At 51.1% G+C, this 13,650-nt stretch carries 10 protein-coding genes; 5 read left to right on the top strand and 5 right to left on the bottom strand.

The window, feature by feature from the left end; all coding sequences use genetic code 11:
• Nucleotides 1-58: 58 nt before the first annotated feature.
• Nucleotides 59-670, bottom strand: coding sequence for a hypothetical protein (locus ACQ6WK_RS05670; RefSeq protein WP_432799777.1), 612 nt, complete (start codon nucleotides 668-670; stop codon nucleotides 59-61).
• 221 nt (nucleotides 671-891) lie between these two features.
• Between ACQ6WK_RS05670 and ACQ6WK_RS05665 the strand changes: the two genes are divergently transcribed.
• Entirely contained in the window at nucleotides 892-2,112 is a 1,221-nt protein-coding gene (locus tag ACQ6WK_RS05665) for a lysylphosphatidylglycerol synthase transmembrane domain-containing protein (RefSeq protein ID WP_432799776.1), read from the top strand.
• A 59-nt stretch (nucleotides 2,113-2,171) separates the two neighbouring features.
• Here the strand turns inward: ACQ6WK_RS05665 and pdxA are convergent, their stop codons facing one another.
• Complete coding sequence (gene pdxA / locus ACQ6WK_RS05660) at nucleotides 2,172-3,320, bottom strand: 4-hydroxythreonine-4-phosphate dehydrogenase PdxA (RefSeq protein WP_432799775.1); 1,149 nt, start codon at nucleotides 3,318-3,320, stop codon at nucleotides 2,172-2,174.
• An 88-nt stretch (nucleotides 3,321-3,408) separates the two neighbouring features.
• Between pdxA and ACQ6WK_RS05655 the strand changes: the two genes are divergently transcribed.
• Genes ACQ6WK_RS05655 through ACQ6WK_RS05640 form a run of 4 tightly spaced genes read left to right on the top strand, consistent with a single transcriptional unit; the run spans nucleotide 3,409 to nucleotide 7,559 of the window.
• A complete protein-coding gene (locus ACQ6WK_RS05655) occupies nucleotides 3,409-4,512 on the top strand; it encodes a Gfo/Idh/MocA family protein (RefSeq protein WP_432799774.1) in 1,104 nt (367 codons plus the stop codon).
• 59 nt (nucleotides 4,513-4,571) lie between these two features.
• Nucleotides 4,572-5,906 carry a hemolysin family protein gene (locus ACQ6WK_RS05650; RefSeq protein WP_432799773.1) on the top strand — a complete coding sequence of 445 codons (1,335 nt, stop codon included), beginning with the start codon at nucleotides 4,572-4,574 and terminating at the stop codon, nucleotides 5,904-5,906.
• Nucleotides 5,896-6,888, top strand: a complete 993-nt coding sequence (locus tag ACQ6WK_RS05645; RefSeq protein ID WP_432799772.1) for a CNNM domain-containing protein — start codon at nucleotides 5,896-5,898, stop codon at nucleotides 6,886-6,888. Before ACQ6WK_RS05650 ends, ACQ6WK_RS05645 begins: the two co-directional genes overlap by 11 nt.
• A gap of 29 nt (nucleotides 6,889-6,917) precedes the next feature.
• Nucleotides 6,918-7,559, top strand: a complete 642-nt coding sequence (locus ACQ6WK_RS05640; protein WP_432799771.1) for a hypothetical protein — start codon at nucleotides 6,918-6,920, stop codon at nucleotides 7,557-7,559.
• 89 nt (nucleotides 7,560-7,648) lie between these two features.
• Here ACQ6WK_RS05640 and ACQ6WK_RS05635 read toward each other — a convergent pair whose 3' ends face one another.
• The 3 genes from ACQ6WK_RS05635 to pilM form a co-directional block, all read right to left on the bottom strand.
• Nucleotides 7,649-9,706: a hypothetical protein gene (locus ACQ6WK_RS05635; RefSeq protein WP_432799770.1), complete on the bottom strand. Its 2,058-nt coding sequence runs from the start codon at nucleotides 9,704-9,706 to the stop codon at nucleotides 7,649-7,651.
• 88 nt (nucleotides 9,707-9,794) lie between these two features.
• Nucleotides 9,795-11,231, bottom strand: a complete 1,437-nt coding sequence (locus ACQ6WK_RS05630; RefSeq protein WP_432799769.1) for a hypothetical protein — start codon at nucleotides 11,229-11,231, stop codon at nucleotides 9,795-9,797.
• Nucleotides 11,228-13,543 (bottom strand): type IV pilus assembly protein PilM, encoded by a 2,316-nt coding sequence (pilM, locus tag ACQ6WK_RS05625; protein WP_432799768.1) that lies wholly within the window; start codon nucleotides 13,541-13,543, stop codon nucleotides 11,228-11,230. Before pilM ends, ACQ6WK_RS05630 begins: the two co-directional genes overlap by 4 nt.
• Nucleotides 13,544-13,650: the final 107 nt, after the last annotated feature.

Raw genomic sequence — 13,650 nt, 5'->3', positions numbered from 1 at the left:
CGGAATTCCTTTTCATGATTGTTTATTGTTCTTCACAACACTTCGCTCATTCGCCGCACTATCCCAGATGCCGATTCCACGGCTCAACATGCCCCCCATCATTTCCTTGATCGCCATCATGCCTCGTTGCTCCTGCTTTTCCACCACCGCCCTGTATCGCAAGAACCAATTTCTTCGCGCATACCACCGGCAAAAGCAACAATGGCAGCGTAAACACGATCGGGAAAAGCGCTCCCACCCCCGCACCGATTAATTGCCCCAACATTCCCAAACCCACGAACACAATCTGCAACACGAGCAATACTATCACCACAATCATGGCCCATAGCTTCCCCCTCAGTACACCAAACCCTGCCACAATCTCCACCACTAACGGCAACGCTGTCATTAATACCAGCGTCACCACCAACGGCATCCCCACCTCCTTCATCATCCGAAACACCTCAAGCTGCTGCTCATCCTGAACCTGCTCCGCGATCACATCCATCGGCGTCCCTAACATCACCGCTACCGAAAACACGATCAATATTGTATATCCCAGCGACACCCCCGCACTGATCCACACCCACCGTGCGGCAATCCGCGCACGACCACCTGTAGGTTGCATGCGCGCCGTATGACCAAAAGCTTCACCACCTGAAAACGAACTGGAATCATGATGCATCGACATGACCAAAGCATAGCCCAACCACCCTTGCATGAACAGCCCGGTTTGCCCTCAAGCCCCATGTTCACAATCACGAATCATCATCCTGCTATAAATCATGCCACAGATTGCAAATATGTTGCTGATTCACATTATCCTGCGTATCATCCACGTACAATCTTCCGGCTTCTTTTTCAGGAAGACATCATCCGTACAAACTTTACCGATTCAGATGGAACGCGCGCATGAGTGAGCCAGGGACCGGCCAATCCAAACCACGCAAATATATCTCGATCATCGCACGCCTACTCATTGCGGTCGTCGGCATCGGCTACATCGCATGGTCCCTTACATGGACTGATTCCATCCTCGTCCCTGCAGGCCAACTCGTCCAAGACGGATCACCCAACACCAAAGCAATTCTTCTCCCCATCGAATCTGAATCCGAAACTAGTTATCTCGTCGCTCTGCCATCCACCAAACACACGCAGTTCGTCGATCTATCAAATAACACCATCCCTAAATCGCTCCTAGGCGACCAGCCGGATCAGTTCCAGTACCGGCAAGGCATTGTCAGCACACTCCGCGAAGCAAATTACACCAAGCTCGCGATCGGCTTTCTGCTCATTGGACTCATCTTCCCCATGCAGGCCATGCGTTGGTGGTTGCTTTTGACATGTCGTGGACTCGCTGTTTCCAAACGTAAAGCCTACCGCCTCACCATGGTCGGCTTATTTTTCAACTTCTGCATGCCGGGCATGACCGGCGGCGACGTGGTTAAAGCTTACTACGCAGCAAAAGGGAGCGGCAGCAGATCCACCGCCATCATGAGCGTTGCGCTTGATCGTGTTGCCGGACTCTTCGGCCTCATCCTCCTTGCGGGTATCGTCGGGCTTTGGATGCTCGATCATGACTTGGCACGCAAAATTACCATCATTATCTGGCTTGGCATTGGCGCGATCGTGATCGGCGGTTGTATCTATTTCTCCGGCCGCACACGTAAAGCACTCGGCGTCGCGTGGCTCATGGGCAAAATGTCGCAAGACAACCCGCTTAACAAAATCGATCAAGCTGCGGTTGCATATCGGCATCACAAATGGACGGTTCTTGCCGCCATTGCGATCAGCCTCCCGGTTCACCTCGCGCAAGTCGGAGCCGTCTCACTGGCGGGTTACGCGCTGGGAATGCAAACCAATCTCGGGCTCATGTTCGTTGTTTTGCCTCTTATTTTTCTTGCTGGCTCCATGCCCATTTCCTACCAAGGACTCGGCGTTATGGAAGGACTCGGCATTGCTTTCCTCGCAATCGGTGATGTCGCCACCAACAACCAAGTCGTCGGCATGCTGCTGCTCATGCGCATCTTTTTTGTCATCTATGCGCTTTGCAGCTCCATCTTTGTCCTCCGGGGCAACATCCATCTCTTCCCGCAAATCCCTGCTACTGAAAATGTCCCAAGCGCAGAGTAAAACACCTGAATACCTCTCAACATCAAGCTCAGTACAACAAAAACACTTCACATTCAGATTTATTTCGCCGCCTGTGTTTCTATCCGCGTCTGCGCAAACTTGGCGGCCAGCTTGATCGCATGTTTCATCGAATCCGCATTCGCGAGATTCTTCCCCACAATATCAAAAGCAGTCCCATGATCCGGACTCGTCCGAATGATCGGTAAGCCCAGCGTCGTATTCACCGCCTCATCAAATGCAAGCAACTTCAGCGGAATCAATCCTTGATCGTGATACATCGCCACCACCAGATCGAATTTCCCCTTCACTGCTGCATTAAAAATGGTATCCGGCGGAAACGGCCCATGCGCATCAATCCCATGCTGATTAGCATGTTCAATCGCTGGCGAAATAATCCGCGATTCCTCATCACCAAACTTTCCGTTCTCCGACGCATGCGGATTAAGTCCACACACCGCGATCCGTGGCTTCTTAATCCCAAGATCCTTGCAACACTGATTCCCCAGATCAATCGAATCATATACTCGCCCAATGGTCAGCACGTTACGGATGTCCATGAGCGGGATATGAATCGTGGACAGAATCACATTCAGTTGTGGCGCATGAAACATCATCGCCACGCGCTTCGACTTGGTTCGGTGCTGTAAAAATTCCGTGTGCCCCGGGAAGCGACAACCGGCCATCCCCCACGACTCTTTACAGATCGGCGCGGTCACGATCGCATCGATCCCGCCCTGATCCATCGGCCGCTGCGCCGCAGCAATTGCATCATCCAAAAACGTGATCGATGCCGCACCGCCTTGTTTCGATGGCTTGCGCGATGCCGACGATAGGATCGAATACTCGTCATAATCCAAACACACAATGTCATGCACCAACGAATACGAAGCGCGGTCTGTATCGTGCTGCAACCGCCACCAGAACGGCTCGATCTCCGCCAAGTCTGCTGCATAATGTAGGAACTCATTCAAACCATAAATCACAAATCGCCCCAGCCGCCGTATCTGCGGGTCTGCCAATGCCTTTACCACAACCTCTGGCCCAATACCTGCTGGCTCCCCCATCGTGATGCCAATCACCGGCTTGCGATGTTGTGGTCCTACAGGCAAGTCCAACTCCTCCGGTGCAGGCTCATACCCCTGCCCACCCGGCGCAGTGGACTTCTCTGGTTGATCGGATTTCGAATTGTCTGGAGCGTTGTGAACCATTGATACATATTATCAAGAGAATCAGGGTTTCGCCGAGGTTCGCCCAACAAGACTCGCAGGAGAACTGGATGTGCCGTAGTATAGAGGCATGAAGAATGATTCAGAACCAGTGGACGTGGCTGTGGTGGGTGTGGGGCGAATGGGGCGTCATCATGCCCGGACATATAAGCAGATGCCCGAAGCCAATCTTGTTGCCGTCGTGGACATGGACGAAGATCGCCGTGAGACGGTTGCCGATGAATACGGCTGCAACGCCTACGACTCCGTCGAAGCGCTCATCGCTGGCGAACCCACGCTCAAAGCTGTCACCATCGCGGTTCCAACCATTCACCACGTAGCCGCCACCAAACCCTTCCTCGAAAAAGGCATCGCCTGCCTTGTCGAGAAACCCATCGCACCCACCGTTGCCGATGCCAAAGAACTCGCCGGTTTCGCCGATGGCTGCGGGACACTTCTTCAAGTCGGACACACTGAACGATTCAATCCTGCGGTCCGCACTGTAGCCGGCATGGGTCTGACCCCGCGTTACATCGAAGTCGATCGCGTCAGCCCTATGACCTTCCGCTCGCTCGACGTTGGCGTGGTCATGGACATGATGATCCATGACTTGGACATCATGCTTATGTTCGCCAACTCTCCTATTGCAAAAGTTGATGCCACCGGCGTCTCCGTCCTCGGCGAACACGAAGATGTATGCTCTGCGCGTATCGTCTTTGAAAACGGCTGCGTTGCTAACCTCACCGGCTCGCGTCTCGCACTCAAAACCGAACGCAAACTCCGCCTCTTCTCCGAAGAAGGTTACGTCTCACTTAACTACGCATCACGCTCCGGCATCGTCGTTAAAAAATCCAGCGACAACACCGATGCACTTGCGATGGTCCGCGAACAACTTGCAGCCGGAAAAGATCTCTCTGATCTGGATTACTCCGAACTAATCACGGTTGATGAACTTACCATGGATGTCCCCGAAGGCGAAGAAGATCAACTCACCGCACAAGCGAAAAGCTTCCTCCGTGCTGCGATCAATGGTGAAAAACCAGTCGTCAGTGCTGAAGAAGGCTACGCTGCCGTTGATGCCGCAGAGCGCGTCGTCCAATCCATCCGCTCACATAAATGGGTCGGGAGAGACAGTTCCATCATCTCGACTGAAGACTTAAAACAAAGCGTGAACCCCAAAAAAACCGAAGTCTAATCCGGTTCACTGGGAAGCAGCAAGGAGGCTGAAACCCAAAAAGGTTTCGATTCACACATATGATGTCGGTTCCTGATACGCTCATGATCATCTCGTTGCCGGTACTTCTGGTACTGAGCGCGTTTTTCAGCGGCAGCGAAACCGCCCTCTTCAATCTTTCACGACTCGAGCGTATGCAACTCGCACAAGCTGGTGGCATCGGCACGCTCATCACCAAATTACTCTCAGAAACCCGGCAGATCCTCATCACTCTTCTGCTTGGCAACATGACGATCAACGTCCTCTACTTCGCCATCTCCAGCGCCCTCACACTTCAAATCAGCAAAAAATTCACCGACACCTCTACCGCAGCACTCGCCAGCGCCGGCATCTCTATCGCGGCCCTCGTCGGTGTGATTCTCTTCGGTGAAGTCTTCCCAAAACAATTCGCTGTCAAATCTTCCCTCACCAGCGCCAAGCTGATCGCTCTCCCGCTCTACATGATCCACCGAATTATCGCGCCGATCCGCTGGTTTGCAGGTTTGTTTATCATCACACCTCTCGCGCGTCTTCTCGCGCCACGCGCCAGTGCGGAAATCGCGGAGATGACAAACGACGAACTTGAAAGCCTCTTGCGGCTTAGCCAACGCCGCGGCGTCATCGACCGTGAAGAACAGGAAATCCTACAGCAAGTCTTCGAACTCGGGCAGATCAAAGTCCGTGACCTTATGATCCCTCGTGTCGACATCGTCGGCCACGACATCAATCAATCTGCGGACCAACTCATCGAAACTATCCGCGAAACCCGCCTCCGTCATATCCCCCTCTACGAATCACACCTCGATAATATCATTGGTGTCATCGACACGCGCATAGCGCTCGTCAAACGCCCAACAGATAGCAATTCTATTCGTGACCTCATGCGCGAAGCGCTCTTTATCCCCGAACAGCAACGCGCGGATCAACTTCTCGTTGCTTTCAGAGATCAAGGCCGCATGTTTGCCATCGTTGTCGATGAATACGGCGGCACCGCAGGCCTCATCACCTTCGAAGATGTCATCGAACATATGGTTGGCGATATCGCTGGTGGATTTAAAACTAAAACGGAACCCGAAGTCCAGCAACTCTCTCCCGGGAAATATCGTGTCAGTGCCGAACTACCCATCTACGATTGGACAGAATTCTTCGGACGAAACGAACTCGTTAACCGTTACGGCGCGCTCGACGAAGTCTCCACCATCGCAGGGCTCATTCTCGCTATCCTCGGCAGGCTTGCTCAAGAAGGCGATCAAATCGCCCTCGGTAATGTGAGTGTCCGTGTCGATACCGTTCAGAAGAACCGTATCGAATGGGTCACCATTCAACTCACCGAGCCACAAAACTCAAACGACAAGGAGACTGATCATGACCGCTGACCTTGTCATCTGGTTTGTCTTCATGTTTATTGGTTTTCTCGGCTCTGCCCTTTACTCTGGCATGGAAACCGGCGCCTATCGCCTCAATAGAGTTCGCCTTCACATTAACATGCAGAAAGGCAGTAAACCCGCCACCACTCTCTACAAACTCCTCCGTAAGGAAACCAACCTCCTCAGTACACTCTTGATTGGCAATAACATCACCAACCAGCTCGGTACAGCCTCCTTGGCCGTACTCCTCTCCATCTGGCAATTCGACCAATGGCAATCCATCATCCTTAACACAATCATCGTCACACCCATCCTCTTTATCTTCGGCGAAACGCTTCCCAAAGACCTCTTCGCGGCACATGCCGAGCTGCTTATGTACCGACTCGCACGCATTCTCCTCTGGTCCAAACGCGTCTTCACATGGATCGGCTTTGTCCCGCTCATCGGTATCTGTACACGCGCACTCATGCGGATCATCGGCAGCAAAAACACAGGCCAAGGCTATAACCCACGCAACCAAGTCCAATGGCTCGTCAACGAATCCGTTGGCTACGGACTCATCAGCGATGATCAATCACAAATGGTCGCCCGTGTCCTCGCCATGAACGAGATTACTGTCACACAAGAAATGATTCCTTGGGACAAAGTCATCAAGGTCAAAGAAACAGATCAACCGCAAATCCTCTGGAAGCTTGCTGAAAAATACCGCGGATCGCGTTACCCAGTCACCAATGCTCATGGCAATGTCATCGGCATCATCCAAGTCAACGACGGACTTATTCATGATCAAGCCACCTGCCCATCAATCAAGCAACTCATGAAGCCTGTCTGCAATCTACAAAGCAATCTCCCCATCCGCGAAGCGCTCCGCACTTTGCAAAAAGACCATGTCTACATGGGCATCGTTCAAAACCCGCAAGAACAACCCATCGGCATCGTCACTATTAAAGACCTCATCGAACCTATCACCGGCGACCTGATCGCCTTCTAATTCATCTCTTTTTATAGGGTTTTTCTCGCATGCAGTGGCACGCCGATGAATTGATAGATCGCATCACACAGCAACTTCAGAAGCAAAGGGAAGCTGACGACCTTGAACAGGCAGTTTATGGCTTTGACTGCTGGAGCGAACTGCAACTCCATACGCTCATCGAACAAGCACTCACTGATTCATCTGACGGCGTGTACCGCGAAGTCCGCTACCCATCTGCTTGGCATAAACGTAAAAAAAGTGAAGGCGTTCGCTGCGACTTTGTTCTCACACAAGATGGGCTACCGCTCCGTGACCCCGATCTCGCCGGCACACTTTTCAGTCAACAAGCTGCTGCTAATGCTGAGGATGCTTACTGGATAGAAGTCAAAGTCGTGAAACAATTCGAAGCTGGTTCGCGATCAAAGAAGTACGCTCATGATCTACTTCACCCCGTAAAAGCAGACGTCCTGAAAATATGGAAGGATGATCGCCTCCATCATGCCGGCCTCTTACTCATCCTCTTCGGGCAAGATCAATCCTCTGCCGAACACGATCTGCAGCAATGGCACACACACCACACACAGCGCGGCTACCCCATCGCGCCGCCAACCATCCGCGGATTTAAGATCAATGATCGTGTTGGAAACGGCTGGTGCGGCCTTGGACTTTATCCCGTCAGACGACTGTAACTTTTACATGATCTGTGTATTACTCAAACCCATGAAAAAAGCCGCAAAAGATGCGGCTCAATACTCAGTAAATTTTGTAAGCAGATTGTTTAATACATATCTTCCATCATATCCATGCCCATCATCTCCATCGGCATGTTCTGCATACCCGGACGGACATCAGGCTCCTTAAGCAGTTCTTGGAAAATTGCAGCTTCGTTCTGCAAACGAATGCGCGTGTCATTATCCTTGTCACCATTAATGCTGCGGTAACTGATGCGCGTATCATCTGGCTTCAGATAAAGTAGCTGTGTGTCGCCGCCACCTACCGCGCTTTGAATCATGTCGATCATGATCGAACCGTTATGTACGGGCAGGTTCAGCTTATTGCCTTCTTTCTTAGGATCATCAACCTTGATGGTCCCGCCGATCATGTCACCCGCACGCACAGTAAACTTGTCGGAGTACCATGACCCGAGATGCAACGCCCAAACTTCAACGGTCGCACCCTGTTGGGTGTTACCGACCATGAAGAAGTGCGACTGCGGGTCAAGCGTCACTGGCTCTGACCATGGTGATGCTTCAAGTTCTTCTTCACTTGGCTTAAGTGCGATCAGGTGATAATTCTTATCTTTCTGTGCGGCTTCAACACGATTCTGACGGAACAATGGATTGAGCACAGTGACGATCATACGGTAACGATAGGTCTTGCCGGGCTCTGCAGTCACGTCGTGCGCCCAAACAGGAATGACACGTTGGCCGTCTTCAGTTTCTTCGTATTGTGTGTTGTTTTCTGGGGTATTACCGCGTTGATTTGAACGACGGCTCGTACCCGGACCGTATGGATTCATACCCGGATAGCCGCCGGGACCACCCATTTCCATCCCCATCATGTCCATGCCCATCATTTCACCGCCACGATTGCGGATGTTTTGTAGTTCTGGATCATCAGACTGACGTCCGAGAAGTTCATCACGTTCGATCATGGCATCAATGCGACGCTGTTCGAGCAACTTGATCTGTTCTTGGAGACGTTGTTCTGGCGTTTGTGCTGCGGAACGTGTACGTGGGGTCCTGGTAGAGCGACCGCCTCCCATCATGTCACCCATATCACCTTCAAATCCACCAAAACCACCCGAAGATTGACGTGAAGGTCGGCTACTGCGAGTATTGCTCGATCGGTTTTGTGCTTTCTTTATCTTTTCGATGTTGCGCATCGCCTTTTCAATATTGCGTTCAGCACTGGCAATTTTCTTCTGAAGCTTGAAAAGCTTTTTATGATCTTCAGCAGATAGCTGCTTGGAATCTGGTGGCACCCATTGCAACGGGAATTCAAGCGGCAAGAATGTTGGACGGCAAATCTCAGATTGGTTGCCCTTGACGGTTGATACCATCATCTGCGCGTCAGCCTTAGCAATCTTGATACTTGGATCTTCCGAAGGCTTGAAAGCGATTTGTGATGGCATGGGCTGGATGAAGGTACTCGGCCCCCACTTGCCGGTGTAAGGATCCATCTCCTGCCGTTCGAGATATACCGCTGTGACGTAAAGCATCGGCTGCCACCAAACCTTAGGAATGGCTTTCAGATCTGCGTTTTCCGATGTTGCAGAAAGCCGATTCATCCAATCATCAATCGGAAATTTGGCACCAACCGAAACGTATCGCCAGTTATCAAGATTCTTGGTGGGGATAACGTCAAGTACTGCACGCTTAATGTCGGTTTGTGAGGTACTGTCAAAAACACCATTGCCAGAACGCACAACGATGTCCTGAACGACAGGTGGAAGCGGTCGATAGTAAGTCGGTGCACCCTCACTGGGATCGCCAGTGATGCTGCTTTCAATGCCAGAGTATCCAATAGGGTGGTATTCAGTCACGGCAAGCTGAAGCTCAGCAGCGCGTTCATTGAACAGCGTGTGATAGTTTTCAAGCTGTGGTTTTTCGATGACTGACTCGTCATCGTTCAGCTTGGTGCGAAGTTTTTGCGATTCAGACACCACGATCTCTGCCGCTTCGGAAGGCGACATTGATTGATTCTTCATCGTGAGATCATTCGGCGAACCGACTACGTATAGCATCGCCATGGCCGCACTCACAACCAGCGCTGTAAGAAGAAGAATCTTCTCGATGTGCAGTGAGAAAAAGCCTGCGTCCTTGGGTTTCGTCATCGTGCTGCTCTCTTACTCTATTGCCTTCGGCAATGGTCCATTTTTAGGATTCAATCAGGTCCAGATCTTCCTGCCTCTGACCTATGATTTAAAAATCACCGAAATCTTCCATGAACATGTCACCACCATACATGCCGCCACCGTTAACCGGTTCGGAAGGTTCTTTCAAGCCAACGTACTCGAGGGTTTTGTCTGGCATTAGCGGCTCGGTCCACTGACGCATCCAAAGCGACTCAATTACCATTTCAACCTGCACACAGTCGTTACTGCCATACATATAGCCTTCGGCTAATGCTTCATATTCGTCGACCTGCTCAACCTTACAATCAACAACTGTCATGAAGTTGACTTCATTGATAGCTTCAAAAAGCTCAGGAAGACGTTCGTAGTCAACAATAGCGGTGAGCACGGCTTGACGGACGTCGTAAATCACGTTGCTCTTGCGGCCAGTAGGACCACAATAGAAGTTCTCACCCAAGGGGCCGTTGCCGGCTTCCTTGTTCATCATTTCCATAGGAGGACTGTATCCACCGCTATTTGATGAAGTACGAGATGAGGAGCCTGATCCGACAACACCTTGTGTTTGAATACCCACATAACCTGGCACAACACTGATGCTGATCAATCGCTTCACTGGCGCTGTTAAGACAGAGGAAGTATCGTTCGCAATTAGTTCGCCGTTATCATCTTCCGTCACAATCTTGTTGGCACGTGCAATGGCATCAACGATATCCTGCTGAACCCAAAGCTCTACTTGCCCTTCAAACAAATCGTGCAACTCTGGTTTTTCACTTTCAAGCGACCACTTTCCGACCTGGAAGGGGAAAGCCTGCGAGGTAAATTCGGTATCTGCGTAAACGTTAATATTGAGTGCTTGGTTTTGAATGATCTCAAGAAGACGTTCACGCTTAGATTGAAGAATTTTCTCTTCGTCTTCAGGCGTTGGTTGAGCGTTCATACCACGTGTCACACGCATGGATTCAATATAGTTGTCTTCAGCTTCGGCCAGTGCAACACCAATTTCTTCCATTGTTGGCGGCATGCCGGCGTTTATCTGTGGGATTCCCCAAATGCTGTCGTATGGTTGCAGCATACGAATGAAGCTATTCTTGTACTCATCACGGAATTTGTAAGGAGCATCAAAGGTAGCGTTCTCATCGAACACACCGTCAATGAGGACTCTGTGCCCAGCCTGATTGTGCGCCACGACTTCACTGAAAAGCGCATCGTAACGACCGCCAAGCTTTTCGTAAATATCCTTCATATCGTCGATGACTTTTTGATTGACCGTGATACCTGACACAGTCACAGGCGGATTGTGCTGATCATGATCGGGAACGTCAACACTTGCCCGCATGTAGCCCTGCACCTCTTTATAGTGCTTGTTCCATTTGTCAGCTTCTTCACGAACTTGTGCGCCACCCCGGACGGCAAAGAAATAAAACACACCAAACGAAACAACCACGATACAGATCGACAGCACCGCAATAGGATTGGTTTTGGTCCAGCTCAGGAAATTCTTCATGCCTTCACCTCCTCGTCGGTGGTCGTGCTTTGGTCTGTGGTGTTAGGATCGGTGGTTTCAATCACTTCGGCCTCACCTTCGAGGACGGCGTTGTCGGCAGTTTGACCGGCTGGCGGCGCGGCTTTCTCTGCTTTAGGTGATTCAGAGTTACGTGCATCAAGCGGCTGACGGAGCTGCACATACCACTTGATGGTGAAGCTATAGTCATCTTCAACACGTTCATCGGTCAATGGGCGAGGTGGAAGCAGTGACGCCAAATCTGTGGTACCGCTGCGATAAGACGATCGACCACCGCTTCGGGTACCCATACCGCCTGCCATGCCCATCTCCATCATTTCCATGTCCATCCCCATCATGTCTTCGCCGTAACCAGCGGGCTGACGTGACGGTGTACGACGAGCAGCTGAACTGCCAGCTCTTCGACCACCTGTTCCTGCAACTCCAACTTCACCCACGCGAGCCACACCCACAAGCGGTGCGTCAGGAAGGACGATCGTGTACGGACGATCCGCACGGTCGGCATTATCTTTCAGCCACTGAATGAAGTGCTGCGAAAGGAATTCGTAAGGCTCTTTGTATGGCGTGGTGCCTTCGATGGTGATCACGAAGCGTGGTGCGTTATACTCAACCGTTGGCTCGGCACCTTCATCATCAAAGCTGACGTCTTCAGTTTCATCACCAAAACCATCGTCACTCTCTTCTTCGGAAGCTTCTTTCACTTTCCAGAAATCTTCAAGTGTAAAACTGCCTTGAGCTAACTCGCCACCTTGCCCGCCACCGCGGCCACTTGTAGACGCTTGCCCTTCACCAACGGGAACCGCCTCGTACTCAGTGGTAATCGTGTCAATATAAATACGTTTGCGCTCAGTACGTGGGAGCTTGGCGATCTCGTCATACTTCGCGGTAAGAATCGCAGCCTGCATGCCTTTGTCCGGTGCATCTTCAATCAAAGATTCACTGGCAAGATGGACATCTTCAAGAATGCTTGGCCAAAGCGTTCGATAATCTAGCATGCGATTCAGGTTTTCAACCTTGACGCGAGGGTCTTCATTGGAAACTTCACTCAGATCATTGCGGAAGCTTTTCGCCTGCGAAACAACACCTTGTATCTTTCGAAGATTGTCGTCGAAGCTGGCTTTGGTAGCAGAGCTATCTTTAAAGTAGACGGCAGTCGCGGCTCCGGCAGCAATGAGAACTGCTGCGGCTGCAGCACCGAACCATGGTTGTTTTGATTTCCACATCCGTTCACGCAGAATTTGATCCGGAAGGATGTTCGCGGAGACGGAAGCCTTACCGAGTCCTTGGAGGGCGAGACCATAGGCCGTGGCGAGGTTGATCGCTTTTTCAGCAACTTCAGATTCAATGCGACCGTCCATATCAAGGGCTTTGAAACCTTCGGGGCGAACCACGTCCATCTGAAGTTGTTGCTTAAGGAATTTAAGCAGCCCGGGAAGTTTGAAAGTTGAACCAAGACCGACGATTTGATCGAAATCTGAGTCACGGTTCAGAGATTTATAGTGGCCGAGTGTTCGCTGAATTTCCTGAACAAGATCAGCAAAGACAGGACGCATGGCTTGGAAGATTTGGCGAGCGTATTTGCTGGTACGTGCTTCACGCTTGAGTTTTTCAGCCTTGGGGAAAGATAGCTTGAAGCTCTTGACGAGCGCTTCAGTGAAGTTGTTGCCGCCGATGGTGAAAGTACGTGTCCAGACGCTACCGTTTTCAATGATGATGACGTCTGTGGAGGTAGTGCCGATATCAATGTAGATGCGGCCCTTGTCGTCGTCTCCATTCTCATGCATGTATGCATTAAAAACTGCAAGTGGTGAGAGCGTCACCGAATCTATCTCAAGATTAATCGCGTTAAAGTTGCTGAGGAAGTGAGCGATACGCTCTTTGGTGATGGCGAAAATGCCGACCTCAACGTCGGGCGAATCTTCTTGCTGGAAGATGTGGTAATCCCACTCAACTTCTTCCATCGGGAAGGGGATTTGCTGGACTGCTTCAAAACGGACGATGTCCGGGATCTTCTTGGTTTCGACTGGTGGCAGCTTCGCGAAACGTGCAAAGGCCTGATTACCCGGCACGGAAACCACAATCGCACTCTTTGAAATATCATGCTTGGACAGTAACGTGTCCAATTGCACCTGAATCATTTCTTCGACATTGATGTCAGGTGTCGTCAGCACTTGCTTGAAGGGCAGGATGGCATAGTCTTCAAGATGCACCCCACCTGTTGTTTTCACAAGGTGAACCGCCTTCAGGGCGTGAGAGCCAACTTCAATACCCCAGCAGTCGGTTTTGCTCGGCATGCCAATCTCCTAAGCTGAATGATCAGCGCTGGTTTTCAACACTCATGCGCCCTGATGGATCATCTATACACGTGTTAGACGCGCGAGCGGGATGGATGTTTCGGGTT

It is taken from the genome of Poriferisphaera sp. WC338 (assembly GCF_050931845.1).
Lineage (GTDB): Bacteria > Planctomycetota > Phycisphaerae > Phycisphaerales > Phycisphaeraceae > Poriferisphaera.
The sequence above is the reverse complement of the archived record's forward strand: the minus strand, read 5'-3'. Positions and strand labels throughout refer to the sequence as shown.

Bases quoted from the DNA above. Each gene is read 5' to 3' on its own strand.
- ACQ6WK_RS05670 (WP_432799777.1), bottom strand. From the start codon at position 670: ATGTCGATGCATCATGATTCCAGTTCGTTTTCAGGTGGTGAAGCTTTT.
- ACQ6WK_RS05665 (WP_432799776.1), top strand. From the start codon at position 892: ATGAGTGAGCCAGGGACCGGCCAATCCAAACCACGCAAATATATCTCG.
- pdxA (WP_432799775.1), bottom strand. From the start codon at position 3,320: ATGGTTCACAACGCTCCAGACAATTCGAAATCCGATCAACCAGAGAAG.
- ACQ6WK_RS05655 (WP_432799774.1), top strand. From the start codon at position 3,409: ATGAAGAATGATTCAGAACCAGTGGACGTGGCTGTGGTGGGTGTGGGG.
- ACQ6WK_RS05650 (WP_432799773.1), top strand. From the start codon at position 4,572: ATGATGTCGGTTCCTGATACGCTCATGATCATCTCGTTGCCGGTACTT.
- ACQ6WK_RS05645 (WP_432799772.1), top strand. From the start codon at position 5,896: ATGACCGCTGACCTTGTCATCTGGTTTGTCTTCATGTTTATTGGTTTT.
- ACQ6WK_RS05640 (WP_432799771.1), top strand. From the start codon at position 6,918: ATGCAGTGGCACGCCGATGAATTGATAGATCGCATCACACAGCAACTT.
- ACQ6WK_RS05635 (WP_432799770.1), bottom strand. From the start codon at position 9,706: ATGACGAAACCCAAGGACGCAGGCTTTTTCTCACTGCACATCGAGAAG.
- ACQ6WK_RS05630 (WP_432799769.1), bottom strand. From the start codon at position 11,231: ATGAAGAATTTCCTGAGCTGGACCAAAACCAATCCTATTGCGGTGCTG.
- pilM (WP_432799768.1), bottom strand. From the start codon at position 13,543: ATGCCGAGCAAAACCGACTGCTGGGGTATTGAAGTTGGCTCTCACGCC.